The organism is Rhizobium sp. AN68 (genome assembly GCF_030758035.1).
GTDB lineage: Bacteria > Pseudomonadota > Alphaproteobacteria > Rhizobiales > Rhizobiaceae > Agrobacterium > Agrobacterium tumefaciens.
The window spans coordinates 1,121,822-1,147,100 of record NZ_JARWMI010000003.1; the positions used below are offsets into that span (position 1 = coordinate 1,121,822).

Sequence of the window (25,279 nt, forward strand, 5' to 3'; positions counted from 1 at the left end):
TCTTGTTGCTTGGTTTGGTCACCCGAAGGCGACCACAAATGACCATATTCCCTTTGGAATCCGATCTGGCGCGCTTATACGGTGTGCTGGATGAAGCGTCAATATGACGGATTTTGCTGACCGTAAAAATAAATCAATAAAAACAACGGTTTGTTTATGTGGTATTATTTTACCCCATAGATTTACCTGTTTCATCCCAGCCGCATGACCAGAACACCCGCTGCGATGATGCCGCCAGCGAGATAACGCCAGACGCTGGCGCGTTCTTTGAGGATGACGACGGAGATCACCAGCGCAAACAGAATTGAGGTTTCGCGCAGCGCCGCGACGACGGCGACGGGGGCCTTGGTCATGGCGTAGAGCGCCAGCCCGTAGGAGAGGATGGAGCCGCCGCCGCCGATCAGGCCGCGCCACCAGTTTCGCTGCACATGCTGCGTAACCGCGCTTACGCCGCGCTGGTAAAATGCGAAACCAAAGAGGAGTACGGGCGGCAGAAGCGACATCCACAGCGTATAGGAAATCGCATTGCCGGAAAGCCTTGCGCCGACACCATCAACGAAGGTGTAGGATGCAATTACGAAGGCGTTGATGAGCGCGACAATGATCGCCTTTCCGCCGCCGCGCCGCGCCTCGAAGGCAAGCGTCAGGATGCCGCCGGAAATGATGGCAATCCCGGCAAGCGCAAGCGGGCTTAAAATCTCGCTGAGAAAAAGGCTGCTCGTCGCTGCGACGATCAGCGGCGCCACGCCACGCATGACGGGATAGACGAGGCCGATATCGCCGATCGTATAGGCGGCGGCGACTAGCCGGAAATAGGCAAATTGCAGAACGGCCGAGGCGATGAGAAAGGGAATGGCCACCGGCGCAGGAAACGGCAGGAAGGGCAGGAAGGGTAAAGAACAAGCTGCGGCGCCCGCCGCGATCAGCGAGGCGTCCAGCGACTTGTCGGATCCGGATTTTACCAGCGCATTCCATCCGGCATGCAATATCGCGCCCAGAAGCACCAGAATTAGAATGTCAAATGTCACGATAGAGACTCGCTCATGGGCTATTCTAGGCAACCTACAGCATCGGCTTGAAAACCGGAATCCATTTTCCGTGGTGGCTGTGGGAGACGCAAATCCTCCTGTCGTAAGCGGTTGCTTCTTTGCGGATTATGACGCGTGTCAAGTTTCGGGTTTGTGCGTGTTGCGGGATGGAGTGGGTAACTGTGCGAGAGGCGATATACGGCCGTGCTCACGATTTCATCAGCAGGACATACGCGCCTATGCCGGATGCACAGCTTATGGTTTTGCTGTGGAACGTGTTTTTCGCAAAAATGCGACCGATTGCGGCGATTATTCCTGCTCGAAATTGCCCATATCCAGAAGATGAAACTGTATCAATCAAGCGAGCACATGCAGGCTAAAAATGAAAAGAAGTTTCAATTCATTACTGAATGGCCGGCTACAACGTTACAGTTTTACCTATAACTTGATTTACAGAATAACTTTCTGAAAATTAGATACGCCTAATGCATCGGTGAACGGAATGAAAACAAACAGGAGACGAAGGGCGCATAAGATGCACGCAAATGTTGTTTCAGCAAATGTTCATCGAAATGTATGCTTTTGAAAAACTGGATAAAAATACTCAGCACAACGCCGCTTAAGGTGTTTTTGTGAAATCATTTTGCGCGAACCTAGGTATACTTTCGTGACATCACGAGCCCGGCTTGTTCAATATTTTCATTCGAGCAGGGGTTCAAGAGAAGGATGAGGGTTCCTAGATCTAGGAAAGCGGCCGCAAAAAAGCGGTGCGAAAAGCTCGTCCGCGGATTTATGCGGGAGAGGCAATTCTCGCTGGGCCATTGAGCGTCGAGCCGGCGCTTGAGGTCCTTGAACCGCGCGATATGGCAGAGGGAAAAGTTGACATGCAGCATGATACCTATGAACCGGATTACCTCAGAAAAATTCTGACGGATGTCAGGACCATCGCCCTGCTTGGCGCCTCTCCCAATCCGGATCGGCCGAGCCACGGCGTCATGTGCTTTCTGCTGTCCAAGGGTTACCGCGTGTTTCCGGTCAATCCCGGTCAGGCGGGCAAGGAGATATTGGGGCAAAAAGTGTATGCGCGGCTTGCCGACATTCCCGAGCCCGTTGATATGGTCGATGTGTTCCGGGCGCCGGAATATTTGTCGGCAATTGTCGAAGAGGCGATATTGCTGCCGCAGCGGCCATCGGTGATCTGGGGCCAGCTTTCGGTCAGAGACGACAATGCGGCGGCCAAGGCCGAGGCCTACGGCATGAACGTGGTGATGGACCGTTGCCCCGCAATTGAGTATCCGCGTCTCAATATTGTGCGATAGTTGGTACGGATTGGACTTATCATTTGGCGGCAAGGCATTATGATCCCTCCAAAATATCATTGGAGGAAACATCATGCCGAGCAGCAATCCCGGGTTCTCAACGTTGGCCGTGCACGCGGGCGCACAGCCCGATCCGACCACCGGTGCGCGCGCGACGCCGATCTACCAGACAACGGCCTATGCCTTCCGTGACGCCGATCACGCCGCCGCGCTGTTCGGATTAAAAGAGTTCGGCAATATCTACACGCGCATCATGAACCCAACCCAGGCGGTTCTGGAGGAGCGTGTCGCAGCGCTTGAAGGCGGCACGGCGGCACTTGCCGTTGCATCCGGTCACGCCGCGCAATTGCTGGTCTTCCACACATTGCTGCAACACGGCGACAATTTCGTCGCGGCACGCCAGCTTTATGGCGGCTCCATCAACCAGTTCGGCCACGCCTTCAAGGGTTTCGACTGGCAGGTGCGCTGGGCCGATGCGGCTGATCCGGCCACTTTCGAACGGCAGATCGACGACCGCACACGCGCGATCTTCATCGAAAGCCTGGCCAACCCGGGCGGCACATTCGTGGATATCGCCGCGATTGCCGATGTCGCTCATCGTCACGGCCTGCCGCTCATCGTCGACAACACCATGGCAAGCCCCTATTTGTTGCGGCCGCTGGAACATGGCGCGGATATCGTATTGCATTCGTTGACGAAATTCCTCGGCGGCCATGGCAATTCCATGGGTGGCATCATCGTCGATGGCGGCACTTTCGACTGGTCGGCCACGGATAAATATCCGTCGCTGTCGCAGCCCCGCCCAGAATATTCCGGCGTCGTGCTGCACCAGACCTTCGGCAATTTCGCCTTCGCGATTGCCTGCCGCGTTCTTGGCTTACGCGATCTCGGCCCTGCGATCTCACCCTTCAATGCCTTCCTCATCCTCACGGGCATAGAGACCCTGCCGCTGCGCGTTCAGCGCCACTCCGACAATGCGCTGGCCGTCGCCAAATGGCTGAAAGCGCACCCCAAGGTGGGCTGGGTGCATTATGCCGGGCTGGAGGACAGCGACAACTACGCAATCCAGCAGCATTATTCGCCAAAGGGCGCTGGTTCCGTCTTCACCTTCGGCATCAAGGGCGGTTATGCCGCCGGCAAGGCGCTGGTGGAAGGTCTGCAACTCTTCTCCCATCTCGCCAATATCGGCGATACACGCTCTCTCGTCATCCACCCGGCTTCCACGACACATGCGCAGCTGACACCGGAACAGCAGACGGCGGCGGGTGCCGGACCGGATGTGGTGCGCCTCTCGATCGGCATCGAGGATGTCAAGGACATCATCGCCGATCTCGAACAATCGCTTGCGAAGCTCTGAGAGACCGGGGTCGTCATGACGAATTTTCTCGCATTCGAAGATACACGAACCGCTACGGCCAGTGATGTCGAGGCGGAGGTGGAGCACAGTGCACCCGCACCGGAAAGGCTGATTTCCGGCGACCCCAAATTCACCACGTGGAATCTGGAGGAAGCGCCCGGTGGCATCTATGCCGGCATCTGGCAGTCGACGCCCGGCAAATGGCGGGTGGTCTATGACGAATGGGAATATTTTAACATTCTCGAGGGTCACTCGATCCTGACGGAGGATGGCGGATCCCCGCGCGACCTGAAACCGGGCGACAGGCTGGTCCTGCGGCCGGGCTTCAAGGGAACCTGGGAGGTCGTCGAAACGACCCGCAAGGATTATGTCATCCGGTTGTAGGAGCCGGATGATTTCTATTGGTCCACCGCCGGGATAAAGGTTGTTCCCGGCGTGGCTGTCACCAGCTGAGATCGAGCCGTTCCAGACCATGGAAGTGATAGACGTCCTTGACCTTGGGTGGCTCGGCAATCTTCAGGCCCGGCAGTCGCTTGAAAAGCAGAGGCAAGGCTAGGTTCAGCTCCAGTCTTGCCAGCGGCGCGCCAATGCAGAAATGGATGCCGGCGCCGAAGGAGACGTTGGCGCCTTCGTTTCGGTCCGGCCTGAATGCCAGGGGATCGGAAAACTTGGCCGGATCGAGATTGGCGGCCGCCAGAATGAGGCTGACCTTGTCGCCGCGTTTGAATTCCACGCCGTCGATCTCGACCGGCTCCAGAACCCAGCGCTGGAAAATATGGACGGGCGCGCAGATACGCAGCGTTTCTTCCACCGTGCGTTCCGTTACCGTCTCGTCGTGGAAAAGTGTGTCGGGCGAGATGCCGCTTTCCAGAATGATGCGCACGGAATTGCCGATCTGGTGCACCGTCGCCTCGTGCCCGGCGTTCAACAGAACGATGGTGGTCGAGATCAGCTCGTCGTCGGTCAGATACTGGCCCTTGTGCTCCGTATGGATCATGTGGCTCAGCAGATCGTCTTTCGGCTCTGCCCGGCGCTCCGCGATCACACTGCGCACATAGTCTGAAAACTCATGTGCGGCCCTGTCGGCCAGAAGCTCGTCCTCGGGCGTGCGCTTGAACATGTACATGCCGACATAGGCATGTGACCATTTCAGAAGCTGCGGCCCCATTTCCTCGGGAATGCCGATCATGCGCGCGATCATCGTGACCGGGATGATATCGGCATAGGAAGAGAGCAGTTCCGTCTCGCCGTTTCCTTCAAAGGCGTCGATCAGCCGGTTGGCGAGTTCCTCGATTTCCGGCTTCATCTTGTCGACATGCCGCGAAACGAAAGCGCGGTTGATGAGGGTGCGCAGCCGTGTGTGTTCCGGCGGCTCCAGCTCCAGAAGCGAGTGCTGCTCTGCGGCGTCGAAATGCTTCACATGCTCGAGCGGCTCTGCCAGACCGATCTCCTCGCGGCTCGCAACATGCAGGATCTGCCGTCCGAACCGGCGGTCGCGCAGGAGGGCGCTGACATGGTCGTATTCGGTGAAAAACCACTGCCGCTGCTCTTCCCAATAGAAAGTGGGACATTGGGCATGCAGGGCAGCGTAGACCGGGTTCGGGTCGTTGTAGAAAGCCGGATTGCGTGCATCGAGTGAAACACGACGCGTGGCGGGATCGATTTTGAGAAAGGGAAATGTCGCTGTCATGTCCATGGTTTATTCCGCGCGCCGCACTTTGGGAAGGGCGTGAAAATGCCGTTCCATGTGTTTATCCGCATGTCACTGTGTGGTTACTTTGTCACCGGTTGGCGATGGCCGCTATCCGGTTCAGCGCCGCAACCTGCCGGTTGGCATTGTTGTCCATCGGGTTTTCGTTCCGGTCCGGAGAGGGGACGACAACATTGGCTGAATTGACGTGGATCACGGTCCGGTTGCGGCCGGCCTTCTTGGCCGCGTAAAGCGCGCGGTCGGCCTCCGTCATCATCACGCTCAGATCCGCATCCTTGATCATGGCTTCGGATATGCCGACGCTGGTCGTGACCTCGATGTTTTCGCCGCGTGCGCTGATCTTCGAAAGGCGCAGGTTGCTGCGGATGGCTTCCGCAAGCGTCACGGTGCTGGAGGGGCTTTCCACTTCGGCGACGAGCGCGAATTCTTCTCCGCCCATCCTGACGAACAGGCCGCGCTCACCGATGATCCGCTGCGCCATATTGCAAAAATGCACAAGCACCGCGTCTCCCGACTGATGGCCGTATTTGTCGTTGATCTTCTTGAAATGGTCGATGTCGAACAGCGCCAGCGCCACGTAACGGCTGGAGCCGGGCGACCTTTTTTTGATGTGTTCGAACTCTTCAAGCAGCCCTCGCCGGTTGAGGACGCCGGTCAGGTGGTCGGTCATGGCCAGCCGGTGCAGGCGGGTTTCCGTGTCTTCCATGATAATCTTGGCGCTCATCATGACGATGATGGTAAAGCCGAGAATGCCTGAAAAGGCGAGCGCTGCCGTCAGCGGAATGGCGTTGGGGGCGGCGGCGTTGACGGGAATGACGATGGACGCCACGAGCGCGCCGCAAAATGCCTGCAAGATGAAGGTGGCCGCCAGCACCTTGCGGCTGAATGACGAGCGTGCCTTGCTGACCAGAAGAATGCCGGCCAGCATGAAATAACCGGTGGCGGCACAGATGTGATAGAGCAGGATGCGCGGGACCATGTTTTCGCGTACGGGGCCGATCAGCATGCCCGCCACCCATAACAGCGGCGGAATGGCGATCCAGCCGGCGGTCTTGCGCCGTTCGAAGGACAGGAGACCGGCGAGCCAGAAACTGAAGGCCGAAAGGGCAAGCGTATTGCCGACTTCGATCGACAGGAAGTTGGGAATATCGCCGCGCAGCGCCACCATCACCGTGCCGGCGCTCGTGGCGGCAAAACCGGCGGCGAAATAGATATTGTGCCGGCGGGCAGGGCGGTGCAGCCACAGGGTTCCCAGCAGCAGGGCAAGGGTCAGCGTTTCCGACGCCCAAAGCAGCATGCCCGTCTTTGCATCCAGCATTGCAAAATCCTATCTGCGCTATCATGCCGTAAAAGCGGTTCGCGGCACGATGTGCGCAATGCCCGCCGAATTGGTGGAGATGCCATTTCGCCTCAAAAGAGGCTCCCGCCCCCTGACGGGAAACCGGAAATTCGCGGTCGTAGTATCAGCCGCAAATACCTAACGAGTTCTTGCCAGTGAGAAGTTATATCTGGGCAACACACCGGTTTTTGCGTTTGCGGTTTGCTCCTGTTAAAAAATAATGAGTGCGACAGAGAATGGTCCGGTTGGCATCGGCTTGTCCATAGCCGTTACCCCGCGGGTGGAAAACGCCCGTAAACGCTGTTGAGCCGTTAAGGATATGCGGCTTCGTGTCTTGAAGTACCGGGCAGGGACACTCTATGTAGGGAGAACGAAGGTTAGAAGTGATTCCGGAGCGGTTTTCCGCGAAGGGCAGAGTTTGACAAAGGACGGACATGAAAAATCCAGTTGATACCGCCATGGCTCTGGTGCCGATGGTCGTAGAGCAGACCAATCGCGGCGAACGCTCCTATGACATATTTTCCCGTCTTCTCAAGGAACGCATCATTTTCCTCACCGGACCGGTGGAAGACCAGATGGCCTCGCTCGTCTGCGCGCAGCTGCTTTTCCTCGAGGCTGAAAACCCGAAGAAGGAAATCGCGCTCTACATCAATTCGCCGGGTGGCGTCGTGACCGCCGGCATGGCGATCTACGATACGATGCAGTTCATCCGCCCTGCCGTTTCGACGCTTTGCGTCGGCCAGGCCGCATCCATGGGCTCGCTGCTTCTGGCCGCTGGCGAAAAGGGAATGCGTTTCGCAACTCCGAACGCCCGCATCATGGTGCATCAGCCCTCCGGCGGCTTCCAGGGGCAGGCTTCGGATATCGAGCGTCACGCCCGCGACATCATCAAAATGAAGCGTCGCCTTAATGAAGTCTACGTGAAGCACACCGGCCGTACGCTGGAAGAGGTTGAAAAAACCCTTGATCGCGACCACTTCATGGATGCCGACGAGGCCAAGGACTGGGGTGTGATCGACAAGATCCTCACCTCGCGCCAGGAAATGGAAGGCGCCGCCGCGAATTAAGGCGCGACGCTTTTTGACGGTTGTTTAACCCCGCAAAGTAATTTCGGGGCTTTCAACCGCAACAGAAAGCGATATTAGTATATATAAAGGCTGTGTTGAATTTTTATGACGTGGCCTTTGGTTTGATGGGGAATTCGTTGCAGCCGGTTGTCAGCTCATGTATCTGATACCGGTTAGTACCCCGGGAAACGAGGCGGATACGGCGATGCACCCAAGGGCGGCCGTATCGGCGGGCGGTAAGTTGACCGCGATCCGTTTAGCGGACCTGCGGCGTGCTGGAAGGAAAGTGATATGAGCAAAGTCAGCGGCAGCAACGGCGGCGACTCTAAGAATACACTCTATTGTTCATTCTGCGGCAAGAGCCAGCACGAAGTCCGGAAACTCATTGCCGGACCGACGGTATTCATCTGCGATGAATGCGTCGAATTGTGCATGGACATCATCCGCGAGGAGAACAAGACGTCGATGGTGAAGTCGCGCGAGGGTGTTCCCACCCCGCAGGACATCATCAAGATCCTCGACGAATACGTCATCGGCCAGAAGCAGGCGAAAAAGATCCTGTCGGTGGCCGTTCACAACCATTACAAGCGCCTCGCGCACGCCTCCAAGAATGGCGATGTCGAGCTTGCGAAGTCGAACATCATGCTCGTCGGTCCGACGGGTTGCGGCAAGACCTATCTTGCCCAGACGCTCGCCCGCATCATCGACGTTCCCTTCACAATGGCAGACGCAACGACGCTGACCGAAGCCGGTTATGTCGGCGAGGACGTGGAAAACATCATCCTGAAGCTGTTGCAGGCTGCGGATTACAATGTCGAGCGCGCCCAGCGCGGCATCGTCTATATCGACGAAGTCGACAAGATCTCCCGCAAGTCGGATAACCCGTCCATCACGCGTGACGTGTCGGGCGAGGGCGTTCAGCAGGCGCTTCTGAAGATCATGGAAGGCACGGTCGCTTCCGTTCCGCCGCAGGGCGGCCGTAAGCATCCGCAGCAGGAATTCCTGCAGGTGGATACGACCAACATCCTGTTCATCTGCGGCGGCGCGTTTGCCGGCCTGGACAAGATCATCTCGGCCAGGGGCGAAAAGACCTCGATTGGCTTCGGTGCGACCGTCAAGGCGGAAGACGATCGCCGCGTTGGCGAGGTGCTTCGCGAACTGGAGCCGGAAGATCTGGTGAAATTCGGTCTTATTCCGGAATTCATCGGCCGTCTGCCGGTTCTGGCTACGCTGGAGGACCTTGACGAGGATGCGCTGATCCAGATCCTGTCCGAGCCGAAGAACGCGCTGGTCAAGCAGTATCAGCGTCTGTTCGAGATGGAAGATGTGGAACTGACCTTCCACGAGGACGCGTTGCGCGAGATTGCCCGCCGGGCGAATACCCGCAAGACGGGTGCCCGCGGTTTGCGCTCGATCATGGAAAAGATCCTTCTGGATACCATGTTCGAACTGCCGACGTTGGAAGGCGTGCGCGAAGTGGTGATCTCCAACGATGTCGTCAGCGGCATCGCTCGCCCGCTCTACATCTATGCGGATCGTCAGGAAGAGAAGGCCAATGTTTCGGCTTGATTGACCGATCCGACGCTTTGATGAATTCAAAAGGCCCGCACTCGTGCGGGCCTTTTCTGTTGTGGCAGGTGCGAAACTTGCCGCTAACTTGGAGTAACCCGATTTTGCGTTTGGAGCGGATTGCGCTTTGCTGATAAAGTCTTAAAACTGATTTGCAGCGCGATATGACGGAAATGTGAATTACCGTCGGCGACCCGGTTCCTGATCCTGTGGGATAACCGGAAATGTCGGGAGTAATAGCCGGCGCTGTATTTGTTTGAATTTTACGGCCGTGCCGTTGCGCGGGGTCGTCTCTTCCGGTGACTTGAAATCGGCGTTCCGAAACTCCACTTTCAGTCTCGAGAAATGAATATGCCGGACGCCCCAAGACGTCAGGCAAAGTGTCCTGAAAGGGACCATGAAAGGAAATGATATGACGAACATCACGTCTGCGGCATCCGGCGGTATCTATCCGGTACTTCCCCTGCGCGACATTGTCGTTTTCCCGCATATGATCGTTCCCCTGTTCGTCGGGCGGGAAAAATCCATTCGCGCTCTCGAAGAGGTCATGGGCTCGGACAAGCAGATCATGCTTGTTACCCAGATCAACGCCAGCGATGACGATCCGTCCCCGGAAGCCATCCACAAGGTCGGCACGGTCGCTAACGTTCTCCAGCTTCTGAAGCTGCCCGACGGCACCGTGAAGGTGCTTGTGGAAGGCAAGGGCCGCGCCCAGATCGAGGCCTATACCGACCGCGAGGATTTCTACGAAGCGTCTGCGACGCCGCTGCAGGAGCCTGCGGAAGACCCGGTTGAGATCGAGGCGCTGTCGCGTTCCGTCGTTTCGGAGTTCGAGAGCTATGTGAAGCTCAACAAGAAGATTTCGCCCGAGGTTGTCGGCGCTGCCGGCCAGATCGACGATTATTCGAAGCTGGCCGACACGGTTGCTTCGCACCTGTCGATCAAGATCACCGAAAAGCAGGAAATGCTGGAAACCGTCAGCGTGAAGCAGCGGCTTGAAAAAGCGCTCGGCTTCATGGAAGGCGAAATTTCCGTGCTTCAGGTCGAGAAGCGTATCCGCTCGCGCGTCAAGCGCCAGATGGAGAAGACGCAGCGCGAATATTATCTGAACGAACAGATGAAGGCGATCCAGAAGGAGCTCGGCGACGGCGAGGACGGCCGTGACGAGATGGCCGAACTGGAAGAGCGCATTGCCAAGACCAAGCTTTCCAAGGAGGCCAAGGATAAGGCCGAGGCGGAAATGAAGAAGCTTCGCCAGATGAGCCCGATGTCTGCGGAAGCGACTGTCGTGCGCAACTATCTGGACTGGCTGCTCAGCCTGCCCTGGGGCAAGAAGTCGAAGGTCAAGGTTGATCTCAACAGCGCCGAGGCGGTCCTCGATCAGGATCATTTCGGTCTGGACAAGGTCAAGGAACGCATCGTTGAATATCTGGCCGTGCAGGCTCGCGCTTCGAAGATCCGTGGCCCGATCCTGTGCCTCGTCGGTCCTCCCGGCGTCGGCAAGACTTCGCTCGCCAAGTCGATCGCCAAGGCGACCGGCCGCGAATATGTGCGTATGGCGCTGGGTGGTGTGCGTGATGAGGCGGAAATCCGCGGTCACCGCCGTACCTATATCGGCTCCATGCCGGGCAAGATCGTTCAGTCGATGAAGAAGGCCAAGAAGTCCAATCCGCTCTTCCTGCTCGACGAGATCGACAAGATGGGCATGGATTTCCGTGGCGATCCGTCTTCCGCACTGCTGGAGGTGCTCGATCCGGAACAGAACTCCACCTTCATGGACCACTATCTTGAAGTGGAATACGACCTGTCCGACGTGATGTTCGTGACCACGGCCAACACGCTGAATATTCCAGGTCCCCTGATGGACCGTATGGAAGTGATCCGCATCGCCGGTTACACGGAGGACGAAAAGCGCGAAATCGCCAAGCGTCACCTGCTGCCGAAGGCGATCAAGGAACATGCCCTGCGTCCGGAAGAGTTCTCGGTCAGCGATGACGCTCTGATGATCGTGATCCAGCAGTACACCCGCGAGGCGGGCGTGCGCAGCTTCGAGCGCGAGTTGATGAAGCTTGCGCGAAAGGCCGTGACCGAGATCATCAAGGGCAAGGTCAAGTCCGTGGAAGTCACCGCAGCCAATGTCCCGGATTATCTGGGCGTTCCGCGGTTCCGCCACGGCGAGGCCGAGCGTGAGGATCAGGTTGGTGTCGTCACCGGTCTGGCATGGACGGAAGTTGGCGGTGAGTTGCTCACCATCGAAGGCGTGATGATGCCGGGCAAGGGCCGCATGACGGTCACCGGCAACCTCAAGGAAGTGATGAAGGAATCCATTTCGGCAGCGGCATCCTATGTCCGCTCGCGCGCCGTGGACTTCGGCATCGAACCGCCGCGTTTCGACAAGAGCGACATCCACGTTCACGTTCCGGAAGGGGCTACCCCGAAGGATGGACCGTCTGCCGGTGTTGCCATGGCAACCGCCATTGTCTCCATCATGACCGGTATCCCGGTCTCTAAGGATGTGGCGATGACGGGTGAGATCACGCTTCGTGGTCGCGTGCTGCCGATCGGCGGCCTGAAGGAAAAGCTGCTTGCGGCGCTTCGCGGCGGTATCAAGAAGGTGCTCATCCCGGAAGAAAACGCCAAGGACCTGGCGGATATTCCTGATAATGTGAAGAACGAGATGGAGATCATCCCGGTGTCTCGCATGGGTGAGGTCATCAAGCACGCGCTGCTTCGCATGCCCGAGCCAATCGAGTGGGACGGCAGCATCGAAACGCCTGTTATCGCAACTGTCGACGGTGTCGACGAGGGCGGACAGACGATCGCACATTGATTGCCACGTCGTTGTGAAAGCCAGAATCGCTTTTCGCGACACCTGTGCATAGATTCAATGTGTTAGATGCCGAAAGGCGCGATGCTTCTTTGATGCTCGCAGAACTGGTGCGAAATTGGCACGTTTAAGGGAAAGGCCGGCAGAAATGTCGGCCTTTTTTGTGAAAAACCCCGCAGACCCCTTGTTTTTCAGGCGATTCCAGCGCTTTTGAGTTGCTGCGCGCGGATACAGACGTATTCTGCGCCGGCTTAATTTGAGTCGTTTCAAACCATTGAAAGGGGTGGAAACATGAACAAGAACGAGCTCGTCTCTGCTGTTGCCGAAAAGGCTGGTCTCACGAAGGCAGATGCTGCTTCCGCTGTTGATGCCGTATTCGAAACCGTACAGAACGAACTGAAGAGCGGTGGCGACATCCGTCTCGCTGGCTTCGGCAGCTTCTCCGTAAGCCGTCGTGAAGCCTCCAAGGGTCGTAACCCTTCCACGGGTGCTGAAGTCGATATCCCGGCTCGCAACGTACCGAAGTTTTCCGCAGGCAAGGGCCTGAAGGACGCCGTCAACTCGTAAGGTTTCCGAAAGGCCGTGACGTCCGGCGGCGGGCGGGCGGCTTTTCAGGTTCACGAGGAAACATGTTTTGACGCCCTGACGCCATCATGCCGGCACGTAAACCGGGCGGCTTTTCGAAATGATTTTTCGGATAGCCCTTTTTTCGAACCGGCAAGATGTACTTGAAAGTAGGAGAGCGCGCCTGTGTAGCCTCCATCCGGTCACACGGCGCTCTGATACGCGGAATGTGCGCACGAACAGGAAAGCCCGGCCTTCATGGTCGGGCTTTTTGATTCCTCCGGCAGGAAATGTCATGCCGCTGTCATGTCTCTGACGCAGAAGCCATAGGGTGTTTTTTTGGATCCAAGGGGGATTTATAATGGCGTTCCGACTTTCTCAGATGGCTTTGACTGCTGCTCTGCTCACGTCCGCGGCCTTTCCGGCTGCTGCCGAGCCGGTTTTCAACCGCATCGCATCTTTCCCGGTCGTAAAGAACCTGCCAGCGGACAAGGACGCGAAGGCCGTCACTTCAGCTGAAATCGTAACCGCCAGCGAAGACGGCAAGACGCTGATCTATTCGGACAGCCCGCTTGGCGGCATTGGATTCGTTGACATCACCGACGCGAAGGCACCCAAGGCTGGCGGCGCGTTGCTGCTGGAAGGCGAACCGACCTCGGTTGCCGTTGCTGGCGCCAAGGTTCTGGCCGGTGTCAACACGTCCGAAAACCGCGCCAAGCCGTCCGGCAAGCTGGTGACGGTCGATATCGCCACCAAGAAGATTGAAGCGAGCTGCGACCTCGGCGGCCAGCCAGATTCTGTCGCAATTTCCCCGGACAAGACCTTCGCCGCTATCGCGATCGAAAACGAACGCGATGAAGAGGTGAACGAAGGCGCCCTGCCACAGATGCCGGCCGGTTATCTGGTGACGGTCGGTCTGAAGAACGGTGTTGCTGACTGCGCGACGCTGAAGAAAATCGACGTGACCGGCCTTGCCGAAATCTCCCCGGAAGATCCGGAGCCGGAATTCGTCTCGATCAATGCCAATGGCGAGATCGCGCTCACGCTGCAGGAAAACAACCACATCGTCATCATCGACGGCAAGACCGGTACGGTAAAGACGCATTTCTCCGCCGGCACGGTTGATCTGGAAGGCGTCGACACGAAGACGGACGGCCAGATCAAGTTCACCGACAAGCAGGAAGGCCGCAAGCGTGAGCCAGATGCCGTGAAGTGGCTGGACAATGACCGCATCGTCATCGCCAATGAGGGTGACTGGCAGGGCGGCGCGCGCGGCTTCACCATTTTCGACAAGACCGGCAAGCTTCTTTATGAAGCCGGTGCCACCCTTGAGCACGCTGCCGCCAGCATCGGCCACTATCCGGAAAAGCGCTCCAAGGCCAAGGGCATCGAGCCGGAAGGTCTGGAGGCGGCAACCTTCGATGGCCAGAAGTACTTCTTCGTTCTTGCCGAGCGCGCGTCTCTCGCTGCGGTCTACAAGGATACGGGCGGCACACCGGAACTGGTCCAGCTTCTGCCCTCTGGCATTTCGCCTGAAGGTGCCGTCGCCATTCCGTCGCGCAATCTTCTCGTCACTGCCAACGAAGCCGATCTCGTTGAAGATGGCGGCGCTCGCTCGCATGTCATGATCTATGAACGCGCAGAAGGCCAGATTGCCTACCCGCAGCTCGCTTCCGCCACCGTTGATGGCGCACCGATCGGCTGGGGCGCTCTCTCCGGTCTGGTGGGCGATGCTGAAAAGCCTGGCATCCTCTATGCCGTGTCCGACTCGGTCTATGGAAACCAGCCGTCGATCTACACCATCGACGCAACGAAGAAGCCCGCCACCATCACCAGCGCCCTGCGCATCAAGCGCGACGGTATCGCAGCCCAGAAACTCGACATCGAAGGCATTACGCTTGACGGTAAGGGCGGCTTCTGGCTGGCCTCGGAGGGCGACAGTGCCAAGCTCGTGCCCCACGCACTCTACAATGTCAGCGCCAAGGGCGAGATCAAGGCTGAGATCGCTCTGCCGAAGGAACTGCTGGCTGGCGAAACCCGCTTCGGTTTCGAAGGCGTGACCATGATCGGCAAGGGCGACGACGCGACGCTGTGGATGGCCGTACAGCGCGAATGGGGCACGGACGAGAAGGGTTTCGTCAAACTCGTCTCCTACAATCCGAAGTCCAAGGAATGGGGAGCCGTGCGTTACCCGCTCGACAAGACCGAGGCAGGCTGGGTCGGCCTTTCTGAAATCACCGCACAGGGCGACTATGTCTATATCGTCGAGCGCGACAATCAGGTCGGTGACAAGGCAAAGATCAAGAAGCTTTACCGCGTCGCGATCGCTGACCTGAAGCCGGGCAAGATCGGTGGCGAACTGCCGCTGGTGGCCAAGCAGGAAGCACATGATTTCCTGCCGGACCTCAAGGCCCAGACGAATGGCTATACCGTTGACAAGCTGGAAGGCTTCACCTTCGACAAGGCAGGAACGGCCTATGTCGTCACTGACAATGACGGCGTCGACGGATCTTCCGGCGAAACGCTGTTCTTTACCGTCGATCTGAAGGCGATCAACTGATCGGTCCGAATAGAATCGCAAATGAGAAAAGCCGGGCATAGCCCGGCTTTTTTGTGCGGCGGAAGAAACCCCGATCTGGGGAATGCCGATTCCCCACGATGAGTCGCATACCAGCCGTTAAAACCGGCATGGTCGCGTCGCTATCGCATAATCGAGGGTGTTATCCGGAGGACTTCCATGAATGTGCAGTGGACCAGATCGCTAGAGATCACCGCCCCATGGAATTCTTGCTTTTGGGAGTGCTGTCTTTTTCCGAGTCCTGCTGGACCCAACGGAAAAAAATATAAACAGGCAGCGCAATAAGCGCGAGTGTTACAAACGCGTCGACCGACATGGTTTCATCCATCATTTATACCGTTCATCATGAAACGGCTCGAAAACAATGCATGAAATCTCTTTAAAAAGTCTGAATCTGCTTATTTTTCGGTATGTTGCGGGGTGGCACACCTATTGGAGCCGGCCTGTATGAATGTGGAACAGGAGTGCCGATCTGGCATAAACTCATGCCGGAAAAGCCGCTCCACCAGCCCAAGGCCGCGGCCGTCTACAGAATCGGGGGCAGGGGCCGTGATTCCCGATGCAGGAAGTTGACGGTAAAACGCACCGACATCCGAAAGAGCTTCGGCTTGGTAATGCGCACAACTTGAAGAAGCCGGAAAATGGTGGGCGATGAGAGACTCGAACTCCCGACATCCTCGGTGTAAACGAGGCGCTCTACCAACTGAGCTAATCGCCCTTCGCGTCTTGCAGATCGTGTCTGCCGCGTCGGTGGCCGTGATGTATTCGGATCGGAAAAAAACCGCAAGGGCTTTTGTGAAGTTTTTTTGTTTTTTTTTCCGGACAGCTTTGCCCACTGGCAGAGGTGATCGGCAAAAAGCCGGGAACTGCGGGCTTTTCGATAAAAACAAAGCCCGGCCGTTACCTTTGGCGGTATGCTGGAATCGCGTTACGGACGCCCCGGCTGTGGACAAGTTTTTTGTTTTTGTTGGGAAAAGCCCGGAAAACAAGGCATTCGCTGCAATGCCGGTCAAAGGCCTTTCAGTTTTTTCCGATCAAAATGAAGAAGCTTATTCTTTTGTCGTGAAACCTGCTTGACACCCCCGCACGAACGCCGTAGTTAGCCGCTCAACGAACAGCCGAGGCTGGTTCGTACGGCGAGACTAAGGTCTTGTCGGTCAGGATAAGCGGGTGTAGCTCAGTTGGTTAGAGTGCCGGCCTGTCACGCCGGAGGTCGCGGGTTCGAGCCCCGTCACTCGCGCCATCCTGTTCCTCGGAAAAAACGCAGACGAATGTCTGTGGAGCGCGGGTGTAGCTCAGTCGGTTAGAGTGCCGGCCTGTCACGCCGGAGGTCGCGGGTTCGAGCCCCGTCACTCGCGCCATTTCTTTCACCGAAATGACACTCCCAAACGAAGCAAGCAGGCATCGTCCTGCTATATCGGCAATGGCGATTTCAGCGCCTGTTTCCGGCATTCGCGAGCGCGGTTTTTCCTGCTGTTTTTACTCAAGTTTCGATATCGAGAGATCGTCACTTCGCTGTCATTTTGACGTAAAATTCGTGTGACTTTTTTGCGGTTGCGTCGTTCAATCGATTATTATTGTATTTGAGGGGCTTAGCCCGGAATTGTGGCCCAAATTTGCGTCAATTCCGGCAATATTGTTGCCAATCAATGCGGCAGGTGTCTTGAAATGGTGCCTAAACTCTTGCAGAGAGAGCGCGGCTGCGCTAACCACTTTGGCGTTGCAACATATTTGTGCGCCTTTAGACTTTCAGTCGCAAAGGCAGGTCCGGCACCCGGCCGGACAGGGAAGAGACCATGACTGAACTCCTCAGTTCCTATATTCCGATCGCAATCTTTATCGGTATCGCTCTTGTCATTGGCCTGGCGCTTCTCATCGCGCCTTTCGCTGTCGCTTATAAGGCGCCGGACCCGGAAAAGCTCTCCGCTTTCGAGTGCGGTTTCAATGCCTTCGACGACGCCCGCATGAAGTTCGATATCCGGTTTTATCTGGTGTCCATTCTCTTCATCATCTTCGACCTGGAAGTCGCCTTCCTGTTCCCCTGGGCTGTGTCCTTCGGTGACATGGGCTGGTTCGGTTTCTGGTCTATGATGGTGTTCCTCGCCGTTCTCACCATCGGCTTTATCTATGAGTGGAAGAAGGGAGCGCTGGAATGGGCATGAGCCAGAACAACAGCACGCTCGTTGCACCGCAGCCGAAGGGGATCATCGATCCCGCGACCGGCAAGCCTGTCGGCAGCAACGATGCCTACTTCACGGAAATCAACGACGAGCTGGCCGACAAGGGCTTTCTCGTCACCTCGACCGACGAGCTGATCACTTGGGCGCGTACCGGCTCCCTGATGTGGATGCAGTTCGGTCTTGCCTGCTGCGCCGTCGAGGGTCTGATGCAGGCTTCCGGCCCGCGTTACGACATGGAGCGCTTCGGTGTCGCCCCGCGCGCCTCGCCGCGCCAGTCGGACGTGATGATCGTCGCGGGAACGCTGACCAACAAGATGGCGCCGGCACTGCGCAAGGTCTATGACCAGATGCCCGAGCCGCGTTATGTCATCTCCATGGGCTCCTGCGCCAATGGCGGCGGCTATTACCATTATTCCTACGCCGTCGTGCGCGGCTGCGACCGAGTCGTCCCGGTGGATATCTACGTTCCGGGCTGTCCCCCCACGGCGGAGGCGCTGCTTTACGGCGTGCTTCTGCTGCAGAAGAAGATCCGGCGTACCGGTACGATCGAGCGCTAAGGGCAAAGGACGGATTAAGGAATGAGCGAAGCTCTAAACGATCTTGCTGCTTACGTTAAGGAAGCGCGTGGTTCCCTCGTGGTTTCGGCCGATATCGCCTATGGCGAGCTGACGCTGAACACGACGACGGAAAGCGTTATCGCGCTTTTGACGTTCCTGCGTGACGATGTGCAGTGCGGTTTCGTCAACATCATCGATATTTGCGGCGTCGACTGGCCGCAGCGCGAGAAGCGTTTCGACGTTGTCTATCACCTCTTGTCGCCGCGCCAGAATCTGCGCGTGCGCATCAAGCTGCAGGTGGCGGAAGACGAGGGCGTTCCCTCGGCAACCTCCGTTTACATGGGTGCAGACTGGTTCGAGCGCGAAGCCTGGGATATGTACGGCATTCCTTTCGAAGGCCATGCGGATCTTCGCCGAATCCTCACCGATTACGGTTTCGAAGGTCATCCGCTGCGCAAGGATTTTCCGGTTACCGGCTTTGTGGAAGTACGCTACGATGACGTTCTGAAGCGGGTTCTCTATGAACCGGTCGAACTGAAGCAGGAATTCCGCAATTTCGATTTCCTCTCTCCCTGGGAGGGGACTGACTATGTTCTCCCGGGTGATGAAAAGGCCAAGCAATGAGCGAAGCCCCCGCGACAGAGCACGGACAATGTCTTTGCGGCGCCGTTGGCTTCAATGCCAGCATCGGCGCCCGCGAATTCGGCGTTTGCCATTGCTCGATGTGCCGCCGCTGGTCCGGCGGAACATTTCTGGCTGTCGAATGCGCTGACGTGGCCATCGAGAACGAGGAACATTTCGGTGTTTATACCTCGTCGGAATGGGGCGAGCGCTGCTTCTGCAGGAATTGCGGCAGCACGCTGATGTGGCGCTCCAAGGATGGCAAGCATTTTGCCGTCTCGTTGCAGGCTTTCGACAACCCTTCCAGTTTCCATTTTGCGTCGCAGATTTTCACGGATGAGAAGCCCTCGAGCTATTCTTTCGCGCAAACCACGCAGAATATGACCGGCCCCGAATTCATCGCCATGATCACCTCGGCGGAGCACTAGAATGACTGAGCATAACGTCCGCAATTTCACGATCAACTTCGGTCCGGAACACCCTTCCGCGCACGGTGTGCTGCGCCTGGTTCTGGAACTGGACGGCGAAATCGTCGAGCGCGTCGATCCGCATATCGGTCTTCTGCATCGCGGCACCGAAAAGCTGATCGAGACCAAGACCTACCTTCAGGCGGTGCCTTATTTCGACCGTCTCGACTACGTCGCGCCGATGAACCAGGAACACGCTTTCGCGCTCGCCGTCGAAAAGCTGCTGGGTCTCGAAATCCCGATGCGCGGCCAGCTGATCCGCGTGCTTTATTCGGAAATCGGCCGCATCCTGTCGCACATCATGAACGTGACGACTCAGGCCATGGACGTCGGCGCAATGACGCCGCCGGTCTGGGGCTTCGAGGAACGTGAAAAGCTGATGGTGTTCTACGAGCGCGCCTGTGGCGCCCGCATGCACTCGGCCTATGTTCGTCCGGGCGGCGTGCATCAGGATCTGCCGCCGGAGCTGGTGGAAGACATCGGCAAATGGTGCGATCCCTTCATTACCGTTCTCGACAATATCGAAGGCCTGTTGACCGACAACCGCATCTACAAGCAGCGTAACGTCGATATCGGCGTCGTCTCGCTTGAAGACGCCTTCGCCTGGGGTTTCACGGGCGTCATGGTGCGCGGTTCGGGTGCTGCCTGGGATTTGCGTCGCGCGCAGCCCTACGAGTGCTATTCCGATCTGGAGTTCGATATCCCCGTCGGCAAGAACGGCGACTGCTATGACCGTTACCTGATCCGCATGCAGGAAATGCGCGAATCGGTGAAGATCATGAAGCAGTGCGTCGATCTTCTCTCCGGCAAGCACCGCATCGGTCCGGTCTCCTCGCTGGATGGCAAGGTGGTTCCGCCCAAGCGCGGCGAGATGAAGCGTTCGATGGAAGCTCTTATCCATCACTTCAAGCTCTATACCGAAGGCTATCACGTTCCCGCCGGCGAAGTTTACGCCGCCGTCGAAGCGCCAAAGGGCGAGTTCGGCGTCTACGTGGTCGCCGATGGTTCGAACAAGCCCTACCGCTGCAAGATCCGCGCGCCGGGTTATGCACATTTGCAGGCGATGGATTTCCTGTGCAAGGGCCATCAGCTTGCCGACGTTACAGCCGTGCTCGGCTCCCTCGACATCGTGTTCGGGGAGGTCGACCGCTGATGCGTCTGCCGCTGGCCATCTTGGCTTTTCTTGCTTCGATGTCGACCTCCGTTCTCGCCCAGACCGCGACGGACGAGGGGGGCGTATCGCTATCAAGCAGCGGCGGTTCCACCATCAAGCAGCTTCTGTCTTCGGGATATGAGATCAAGGCCTCGGTTCCCAATGGCAGCAAGTTCATCGTGTTCATGCAGAAAGACAAGGCGGCTTATGCCTGCGAATTCGTCACGGTGGCGAGATCGCGTTGTGAGACGTTAAACTGAAAAGGCGTGAGGAAGTATGTCCGTTCGTCGACTAGCCGAAGATCAGTTCCAGCCCGTGGCATTTGCCTTTAACGCGGATAATACCGCATGGGCGGAAAAGACGATCCAGAAATATCCGGAGGGACGCCAGCAATCGGCGGTTATCCCGCTGCTTATGCGTGCGCAGGAGCAGGACGGCTGGGTTACCCGCGCCGCCATCGAAAAAATCGCCGACATGCTGGATATGGCCTATATCCGCGTCATGGAAGTGGCGACCTTCTACACCCAGTTCCAGCTGAAGCCGGTCGGCACACGCGCCCATGTTCAGGTTTGCGGCACCACGCCCTGCATGCTGCGCGGCTCCGAAGCGCTGATGGATGTCTGCCGCAAGAAGATCCATCACGATCCGCTGCACACCAACGAGAGCGGCACGCTGTCCTGGGAAGAAGTGGAATGTCAGGGCGCCTGCGTCAATGCGCCGATGGTCATCATCTTCAAGGATGCCTATGAGGATCTGACGCCCGAGCGCCTGGAAGAGATCATCGACACGTTCGAGGCAGGCAAGGGCGACACGGTCAAGACCGGCCCCCAGATCGACCGTCACCAGTCGGTGCCCGTTGGCGGCCTGACGACGCTGACGGAAGAGATCAAGCCAGATCGCTCCAATCTCGACAAGCCTGCGGAAGCTCCGGCGGAAGCAGCCCCCGTTCTTCCTTCGAATGCCGCCAAGCCGAAGACGGACGCACCGGAAACCGACCCGAAGCTGAAGACGCCTGCGAACGAGCCCAAGGCTGCTGCGGAAAACGCAAAGGCAGGGGAACAGCAATCGGCGGGCAAGGAAGCGACAGCATCCAGACCGTCGCTTGAGTCGGCCGACCGTCCGGCAGGCATTGAAAAGCCCGCTGCGCCCGATGACCTGAAACTCATTTCAGGCGTTGGCCCGAAGATCGAAGGCACGCTTAACGAGCTCGGTATCTTCACCTATGCGCAGATTGCCGGCTGGAAGAAGGCCGAGTGCGACTGGGTGGATGGTTATCTGAATTTCAAGGGCCGCATCGAACGCGATGAGTGGATCAAGCAGGCCGAGGCGCTCGCCAAGGGTGGCGAAGCCGAGTATATCAAGGTCTTCGGCAAGAAGCCGCGGTAAAGGGTGAAGCATGTTAAAAGATCAGGATCGCATCTTTACCAATCTCTACGGCCTCAAGGACAAGTCCCTGAAGGGCGTGAGGGCGCGTGGCCACTGGGATGGCACCAAGCAGATCATCGAAAAGGGTCGTGACTGGATCATCAATGAGATGAAGGCTTCCGGCCTTCGCGGTCGCGGCGGCGCAGGCTTCCCGACGGGTCTCAAGTGGTCCTTCATGCCCAAGGAAAGCGACGGCCGTCCGCATTATCTCGTGGTCAACGCCGACGAATCCGAGCCCGGCACCTGCAAGGACCGCGAAATCCTGCGCAACGATCCGCATACGCTGATCGAAGGCTGCGTTATCGCCGGTTTCGCCATGGGTGCGCACACCGCCTATATCTACGTGCGCGGCGAATATATGCGCGAACGTGAGGCGCTTCAGGCCGCCATCGACGAATGTTACGATGCGGGCCTGCTCGGCAAGAACAACAAGAACGGCTGGGATTTCGACATCTACGTCCATCACGGCGCAGGTGCCTATATCTGCGGCGAAGAGACAGCACTGCTTGAAAGCCTCGAGGGCAAGAAGGGCCAGCCGCGCCTGAAGCCGCCGTTCCCGGCCAATATGGGTCTTTACGGTTGCCCGACGACCGTCAACAACGTCGAATCCATCGCCGTTGCTCCGACCATTCTGCGCCGAGGTGCGGCATGGTTCTCGTCTATCGGCCGTCCGAACAATGTCGGCACCAAGCTGTTCATGGTCTCCGGCCATGTCGAGCGTCCATGCACCTTCGAAGATGCGCTGGGCCTGTCCTTCCGTGAACTGATCGAACACCATTGCGGTGGCATTCGCGGCGGCTGGGACAATCTGCTTGGCGTCATCCCCGGCGGCGCATCCTGCCCCATCGTGCGCGGTGAGGACATGAAGGACGCCATCATGGACTTCGACGGCATGCGCGAAGTGAAGTCGTCCTTCGGCACCGGCGGCATGATCGTCATGGACAAGTCCACCGACGTCATCAAGGCGATCGCCCGCATCGCGGCCTTCTTCAAGCATGAAAGCTGCGGCCAGTGCACGCCGTGCCGTGAAGGCACCGGCTGGATGTGGCGCGTGCTGGAACGCATGGTGAAGGGCAACGCGCAGAAGCGCGAAATCGACATGCTGTTCGAAGTGACGAAGCAGATTGAAGGCCACACCATCTGTGCTCTCGGCGACGCCGCCGCATGGCCGGTACAGGCGCTGATCCGCAATTTCCGTCCGGAAATCGAAAAGCGCATCGACCAATATACCTACAGGGCCATGGATGATGGCGCTGTTCTGGAAGCTGCCGAATAAGCTTTTCGCAGTTTGCATGCGGCGCGGGGATGATCCCGGCGCCGGAAAACCATGAAGCGCCTGACCGACGAGATCAAGTGTCGGGCGCGATTAAGGATTTGTTGCGGACCGTGTGAGAGACACGGGACGAACAGGCAACAGGACGTAAGTAGAACCATGGCAAAGCTCAAGGTTGACGGTAAAGAGATCGAGGTTCCGGATCATTTCACGCTGTTGCAGGCGTGCGAGGAGGCTGGTGCTGAAGTTCCGCGCTTTTGTTTTCATGAGCGCTTGTCGGTCGCGGGTAACTGCCGCATGTGTCTCATCGAGGTGAAGGGCGGACCGCCCAAGCCCGCCGCATCCTGCGCCATGGGCGTGCGCGACGTTCGCGGCGGCCCGAATGGCGAATTGCCTGAAGTTTTCACCAACACGCCGATGGTCAAGAAGGCCCGCGAAGGCGTGATGGAGTTCCTTCTCATCAACCACCCGCTCGATTGCCCGATCTGCGACCAGGGCGGCGAATGCGACCTGCAGGACCAGGCTATGGCCTTCGGTATCGCCGGTTCGCGTTACGCGGAAAATAAGCGTGCGGTTGAAGACAAATATATCGGTCCGCTCGTCAAGACGGTGATGAACCGCTGCATCCACTGCACGCGCTGCGTCCGTTTCACCACGGAAGTTGCTGGCATCGCCGAACTCGGCCTCATCGGCCGCGGCGAGGACGCTGAAATCACCACCTATCTCGAGCAGGCAATGACCTCCGAGCTTCAGGGCAACGTCGTCGATCTTTGCCCGGTCGGTGCGCTCACCTCCAAGCCTTTCGCTTTCACTGCCCGTCCGTGGGAACTGAACAAGACCGAAACCATCGACGTGATGGACGCTCTCGGTTCGGCAATCCGCGTCGATACCCGTGGCCGCGAAGTCATGCGCGTCATGCCGCGTGTCAACGAGGCAATCAACGAAGAGTGGATTTCCGACAAGAGCCGCTTCATCTGGGACGGCCTGAAGACGCAGCGTCTCGACCGCCCTTACGTCCGCAAGGATGGCCGCTTGCAGCCCGCAAGCTGGGGCGAAGCCTTCGGCGCTATCAAGCAGGCGGTTGCCGCAACCAGCGGCAGCAAGATCGGCTCGATTGCCGGTGACCTTGCTTCCGTCGAGGAAATGTTCGCGCTGAAGTCGCTTCTGGCGTCGCTCGGCTCGGCCAATGTCGATTGCCGTCAGGATGGCGCAGCGCTTGATCCGTCTTTGGGTCGCGCCAGCTACCTGTTCAATTCCACAATCGAAGGCATTGAGCACGCGGATGCGCTGCTGATCGTCGGCGCCAACCCGCGTTATGAAGCGGCCGTGCTCAATGCACGTATCCGCAAGCGCTGGCGTCGCGGTGGTTTCCCGATCGGCGTGATCGGCGAAGCCGGTGAGCTGCGCTACAACTACGAATATCTAGGCTCCGGCGCGGAAACGCTTTCCGATCTCGCCAATGGCTCTCACAGTTTCATTGAGAAGCTGAAGTCCGCCAACAACCCGCTGATCATCATCGGCCAGGGCGCTCTGGCACGCGCCGATGGTGCAGCCGTTCTCGCGGCCGCTGCGAAGCTTGCCGTTTCGGTTGGCGCAATCAGCGAAGAGTGGAACGGTTTCTCGGTGCTTCACACCGCCGCTGCCCGCGTAGGTGGTCTCGACATCGGCTTCGTGCCGGGCGAGGGCGGTGTTGCTGCTGCCGAAATGGTAACGTCCATGGACGTTCTCTTCCTGCTCGGCGCTGATGAAATCGACCTGTCGAACAAGGGCGCCAAGTTCACCGTCTATATCGGCAGCCACGGCGATCATGGCGCGATGAACGCCGACGTCATCCTTCCGGGTGCGGCCTATACCGAAAAATCCGGTATCTGGGTCAACACCGAAGGCCGCGTTCAGGTGGGCAACCGCGCCGGTTTCGCACCAGGCGAGGCCCGTGAAGACTGGGCGATCCTGCGTGCGCTTTCCGACGTGCTCGGCAAGAAGCTGCCGTTCGATTCGCTGTCGGCGCTGCGCGGCCAGCTTTATGTCGCGCATCCGCATCTGGCGGAAACCGATGAGATCGTTGCCGGCAACGGCGCGGATGTCGAGGCACTTGCCGCTCGCGCGGGCAGCCTCAATAAGTCTGCGTTTGCCTCGCCGGTAAAAGACTTTTATTTGACGAACCCGATTGCGCGCGCATCCGCCGTCATGGCCGAGTGTTCCGCATTGGCCCGCAACAATTTCCAGGCTGCGGCAGAGTAAGGG

The 25,279-nt window shown here is 58.0% G+C and carries 22 protein-coding genes and 3 tRNA genes; 20 read left to right on the top strand and 5 right to left on the bottom strand.

Features of this window, described 5'->3' with window-relative positions; translation table 11 throughout:
• Positions 1 to 191: 191 nt before the first annotated feature.
• Entirely contained in the window at positions 192 to 1,028 is an 837-nt protein-coding gene (locus RBH71_RS18550) for an EamA family transporter (RefSeq protein ID WP_003512635.1), read from the bottom strand.
• Positions 1,029 to 1,912: 884 nt separating this feature from the next.
• Here RBH71_RS18550 and RBH71_RS18555 point away from each other — a divergent pair.
• The 3 genes from RBH71_RS18555 to RBH71_RS18565 all read left to right on the top strand — a co-directional run bounded on the left by RBH71_RS18555 (position 1,913) and on the right by RBH71_RS18565 (position 4,088).
• Positions 1,913 to 2,347, top strand: coding sequence for a CoA-binding protein (locus RBH71_RS18555; RefSeq protein WP_003512639.1), 435 nt, complete (start codon positions 1,913 to 1,915; stop codon positions 2,345 to 2,347).
• A 73-nt stretch (positions 2,348 to 2,420) separates the two neighbouring features.
• Positions 2,421 to 3,704, top strand: coding sequence for an O-acetylhomoserine aminocarboxypropyltransferase (locus RBH71_RS18560; RefSeq protein ID WP_003512640.1), 1,284 nt, complete (start codon positions 2,421 to 2,423; stop codon positions 3,702 to 3,704).
• A 15-nt stretch (positions 3,705 to 3,719) separates the two neighbouring features.
• The gene (locus RBH71_RS18565) at positions 3,720 to 4,088 is read left to right on the top strand and encodes a cupin domain-containing protein (RefSeq protein WP_003512641.1); all 369 of its coding nucleotides are present in this window, start codon (positions 3,720 to 3,722) and stop codon (positions 4,086 to 4,088) included.
• A gap of 58 nt (positions 4,089 to 4,146) precedes the next feature.
• Here RBH71_RS18565 and RBH71_RS18570 read toward each other — a convergent pair whose 3' ends face one another.
• Positions 4,147 to 5,400, bottom strand: coding sequence for a cytochrome P450 (locus RBH71_RS18570; protein ID WP_003512642.1), 1,254 nt, complete (start codon positions 5,398 to 5,400; stop codon positions 4,147 to 4,149).
• Positions 5,401 to 5,485: 85 nt separating this feature from the next.
• Positions 5,486 to 6,733 carry a sensor domain-containing diguanylate cyclase gene (locus RBH71_RS18575; protein ID WP_003512643.1) on the bottom strand — a complete coding sequence of 416 codons (1,248 nt, stop codon included), beginning with the start codon at positions 6,731 to 6,733 and terminating at the stop codon, positions 5,486 to 5,488.
• 455 nt (positions 6,734 to 7,188) lie between these two features.
• Here RBH71_RS18575 and clpP point away from each other — a divergent pair, with 455 nt between their 5' ends.
• From clpP to RBH71_RS18600, 5 genes are all read left to right on the top strand, one after another.
• Positions 7,189 to 7,821: an ATP-dependent Clp endopeptidase proteolytic subunit ClpP gene (clpP, locus tag RBH71_RS18580; RefSeq protein WP_003496491.1), complete on the top strand. Its 633-nt coding sequence runs from the start codon at positions 7,189 to 7,191 to the stop codon at positions 7,819 to 7,821.
• Positions 7,822 to 8,112: 291 nt separating this feature from the next.
• On the top strand, positions 8,113 to 9,390 hold the full coding sequence (gene clpX, locus RBH71_RS18585; protein WP_323687441.1) for an ATP-dependent Clp protease ATP-binding subunit ClpX: 1,278 nt from the start codon (positions 8,113 to 8,115) through the stop codon (positions 9,388 to 9,390).
• Positions 9,391 to 9,802: 412 nt separating this feature from the next.
• On the top strand, positions 9,803 to 12,220 hold the full coding sequence (lon, locus tag RBH71_RS18590; protein ID WP_003512645.1) for an endopeptidase La: 2,418 nt from the start codon (positions 9,803 to 9,805) through the stop codon (positions 12,218 to 12,220).
• Between the two features lie 288 nt (positions 12,221 to 12,508).
• Positions 12,509 to 12,784 (top strand): DNA-binding protein HupB, encoded by a 276-nt coding sequence (gene hupB, locus RBH71_RS18595; protein ID WP_003496481.1) that lies wholly within the window; start codon positions 12,509 to 12,511, stop codon positions 12,782 to 12,784.
• Between the two features lie 358 nt (positions 12,785 to 13,142).
• Positions 13,143 to 15,341, top strand: coding sequence for an esterase-like activity of phytase family protein (locus RBH71_RS18600; protein WP_003512647.1), 2,199 nt, complete (start codon positions 13,143 to 13,145; stop codon positions 15,339 to 15,341).
• 208 nt (positions 15,342 to 15,549) lie between these two features.
• Here the strand turns inward: RBH71_RS18600 and RBH71_RS18605 are convergent, their stop codons facing one another.
• Complete coding sequence (locus RBH71_RS18605; RefSeq protein WP_003512649.1) at positions 15,550 to 15,690, bottom strand: hypothetical protein; 141 nt, start codon at positions 15,688 to 15,690, stop codon at positions 15,550 to 15,552.
• Positions 15,691 to 16,001: 311 nt separating this feature from the next.
• Positions 16,002 to 16,077, bottom strand: a tRNA-Val gene (locus RBH71_RS18610).
• A gap of 41 nt (positions 16,078 to 16,118) precedes the next feature.
• On the opposite strand from RBH71_RS18610, the gene RBH71_RS18615 reads away from it, so the two are divergent.
• The 12 genes from RBH71_RS18615 (at position 16,119) to nuoG (ending at position 25,276) form a co-directional block, all read left to right on the top strand.
• Complete coding sequence (locus RBH71_RS18615; protein ID WP_323687442.1) at positions 16,119 to 16,436, top strand: hypothetical protein; 318 nt, start codon at positions 16,119 to 16,121, stop codon at positions 16,434 to 16,436.
• A gap of 89 nt (positions 16,437 to 16,525) precedes the next feature.
• Positions 16,526 to 16,602: transfer RNA gene (locus RBH71_RS18620), tRNA-Asp, on the top strand.
• Between the two features lie 41 nt (positions 16,603 to 16,643).
• A tRNA-Asp gene (locus tag RBH71_RS18625) sits at positions 16,644 to 16,720 on the top strand.
• A 435-nt stretch (positions 16,721 to 17,155) separates the two neighbouring features.
• Complete coding sequence (locus RBH71_RS18630; protein WP_003512653.1) at positions 17,156 to 17,521, top strand: NADH-quinone oxidoreductase subunit A; 366 nt, start codon at positions 17,156 to 17,158, stop codon at positions 17,519 to 17,521.
• The gene (locus RBH71_RS18635; protein WP_003512655.1) at positions 17,512 to 18,096 is read left to right on the top strand and encodes a NuoB/complex I 20 kDa subunit family protein; all 585 of its coding nucleotides are present in this window, start codon (positions 17,512 to 17,514) and stop codon (positions 18,094 to 18,096) included. The genes RBH71_RS18630 and RBH71_RS18635 overlap by 10 nt, the downstream gene beginning before the upstream one ends.
• A gap of 21 nt (positions 18,097 to 18,117) precedes the next feature.
• Positions 18,118 to 18,720 (top strand): NADH-quinone oxidoreductase subunit C, encoded by a 603-nt coding sequence (locus RBH71_RS18640; RefSeq protein ID WP_003512657.1) that lies wholly within the window; start codon positions 18,118 to 18,120, stop codon positions 18,718 to 18,720.
• The gene (locus tag RBH71_RS18645) at positions 18,717 to 19,145 is read left to right on the top strand and encodes a GFA family protein (protein ID WP_003512658.1); all 429 of its coding nucleotides are present in this window, start codon (positions 18,717 to 18,719) and stop codon (positions 19,143 to 19,145) included. Before RBH71_RS18640 ends, RBH71_RS18645 begins: the two co-directional genes overlap by 4 nt.
• Before the next feature lies 1 nt (position 19,146).
• A complete protein-coding gene (locus RBH71_RS18650) occupies positions 19,147 to 20,337 on the top strand; it encodes an NADH-quinone oxidoreductase subunit D (protein ID WP_003512668.1) in 1,191 nt (396 codons plus the stop codon).
• Positions 20,337 to 20,597, top strand: coding sequence for a hypothetical protein (locus tag RBH71_RS18655; RefSeq protein WP_003512670.1), 261 nt, complete (start codon positions 20,337 to 20,339; stop codon positions 20,595 to 20,597). Before RBH71_RS18650 ends, RBH71_RS18655 begins: the two co-directional genes overlap by 1 nt.
• A 16-nt stretch (positions 20,598 to 20,613) precedes the next feature.
• Entirely contained in the window at positions 20,614 to 21,723 is a 1,110-nt protein-coding gene (locus tag RBH71_RS18660; protein WP_003512671.1) for an NADH-quinone oxidoreductase subunit E, read from the top strand.
• 10 nt (positions 21,724 to 21,733) lie between these two features.
• The gene (nuoF, locus tag RBH71_RS18665; protein ID WP_003512673.1) at positions 21,734 to 23,038 is read left to right on the top strand and encodes an NADH-quinone oxidoreductase subunit NuoF; all 1,305 of its coding nucleotides are present in this window, start codon (positions 21,734 to 21,736) and stop codon (positions 23,036 to 23,038) included.
• A 156-nt stretch (positions 23,039 to 23,194) separates the two neighbouring features.
• A complete protein-coding gene (gene nuoG, locus RBH71_RS18670) occupies positions 23,195 to 25,276 on the top strand; it encodes an NADH-quinone oxidoreductase subunit NuoG (RefSeq protein ID WP_003512675.1) in 2,082 nt (693 codons plus the stop codon).
• Positions 25,277 to 25,279: the final 3 nt, after the last annotated feature.

Bases quoted from the DNA above. Each gene is read 5' to 3' on its own strand.
- nuoG (WP_003512675.1), top strand. From the start codon at position 23,195: ATGGCAAAGCTCAAGGTTGACGGTAAAGAGATCGAGGTTCCGGATCAT.
- clpP (WP_003496491.1), top strand. From the start codon at position 7,189: ATGAAAAATCCAGTTGATACCGCCATGGCTCTGGTGCCGATGGTCGTA.
- RBH71_RS18555 (WP_003512639.1), top strand. From the start codon at position 1,913: ATGCAGCATGATACCTATGAACCGGATTACCTCAGAAAAATTCTGACG.
- hupB (WP_003496481.1), top strand. From the start codon at position 12,509: ATGAACAAGAACGAGCTCGTCTCTGCTGTTGCCGAAAAGGCTGGTCTC.
- RBH71_RS18645 (WP_003512658.1), top strand. From the start codon at position 18,717: ATGAGCGAAGCCCCCGCGACAGAGCACGGACAATGTCTTTGCGGCGCC.
- RBH71_RS18605 (WP_003512649.1), bottom strand. From the start codon at position 15,690: ATGATGGATGAAACCATGTCGGTCGACGCGTTTGTAACACTCGCGCTT.
- RBH71_RS18600 (WP_003512647.1), top strand. From the start codon at position 13,143: ATGGCGTTCCGACTTTCTCAGATGGCTTTGACTGCTGCTCTGCTCACG.
- RBH71_RS18655 (WP_003512670.1), top strand. From the start codon at position 20,337: ATGCGTCTGCCGCTGGCCATCTTGGCTTTTCTTGCTTCGATGTCGACC.
- nuoF (WP_003512673.1), top strand. From the start codon at position 21,734: ATGTTAAAAGATCAGGATCGCATCTTTACCAATCTCTACGGCCTCAAG.
- RBH71_RS18565 (WP_003512641.1), top strand. From the start codon at position 3,720: ATGACGAATTTTCTCGCATTCGAAGATACACGAACCGCTACGGCCAGT.
- RBH71_RS18570 (WP_003512642.1), bottom strand. From the start codon at position 5,400: ATGGACATGACAGCGACATTTCCCTTTCTCAAAATCGATCCCGCCACG.
- clpX (WP_323687441.1), top strand. From the start codon at position 8,113: ATGAGCAAAGTCAGCGGCAGCAACGGCGGCGACTCTAAGAATACACTC.
- RBH71_RS18660 (WP_003512671.1), top strand. From the start codon at position 20,614: ATGTCCGTTCGTCGACTAGCCGAAGATCAGTTCCAGCCCGTGGCATTT.
- RBH71_RS18575 (WP_003512643.1), bottom strand. From the start codon at position 6,733: ATGCTGGATGCAAAGACGGGCATGCTGCTTTGGGCGTCGGAAACGCTG.
- RBH71_RS18560 (WP_003512640.1), top strand. From the start codon at position 2,421: ATGCCGAGCAGCAATCCCGGGTTCTCAACGTTGGCCGTGCACGCGGGC.
- RBH71_RS18640 (WP_003512657.1), top strand. From the start codon at position 18,118: ATGAGCGAAGCTCTAAACGATCTTGCTGCTTACGTTAAGGAAGCGCGT.
- RBH71_RS18650 (WP_003512668.1), top strand. From the start codon at position 19,147: ATGACTGAGCATAACGTCCGCAATTTCACGATCAACTTCGGTCCGGAA.
- RBH71_RS18630 (WP_003512653.1), top strand. From the start codon at position 17,156: ATGACTGAACTCCTCAGTTCCTATATTCCGATCGCAATCTTTATCGGT.
- lon (WP_003512645.1), top strand. From the start codon at position 9,803: ATGACGAACATCACGTCTGCGGCATCCGGCGGTATCTATCCGGTACTT.
- RBH71_RS18635 (WP_003512655.1), top strand. From the start codon at position 17,512: ATGGGCATGAGCCAGAACAACAGCACGCTCGTTGCACCGCAGCCGAAG.
- RBH71_RS18615 (WP_323687442.1), top strand. From the start codon at position 16,119: ATGTATTCGGATCGGAAAAAAACCGCAAGGGCTTTTGTGAAGTTTTTT.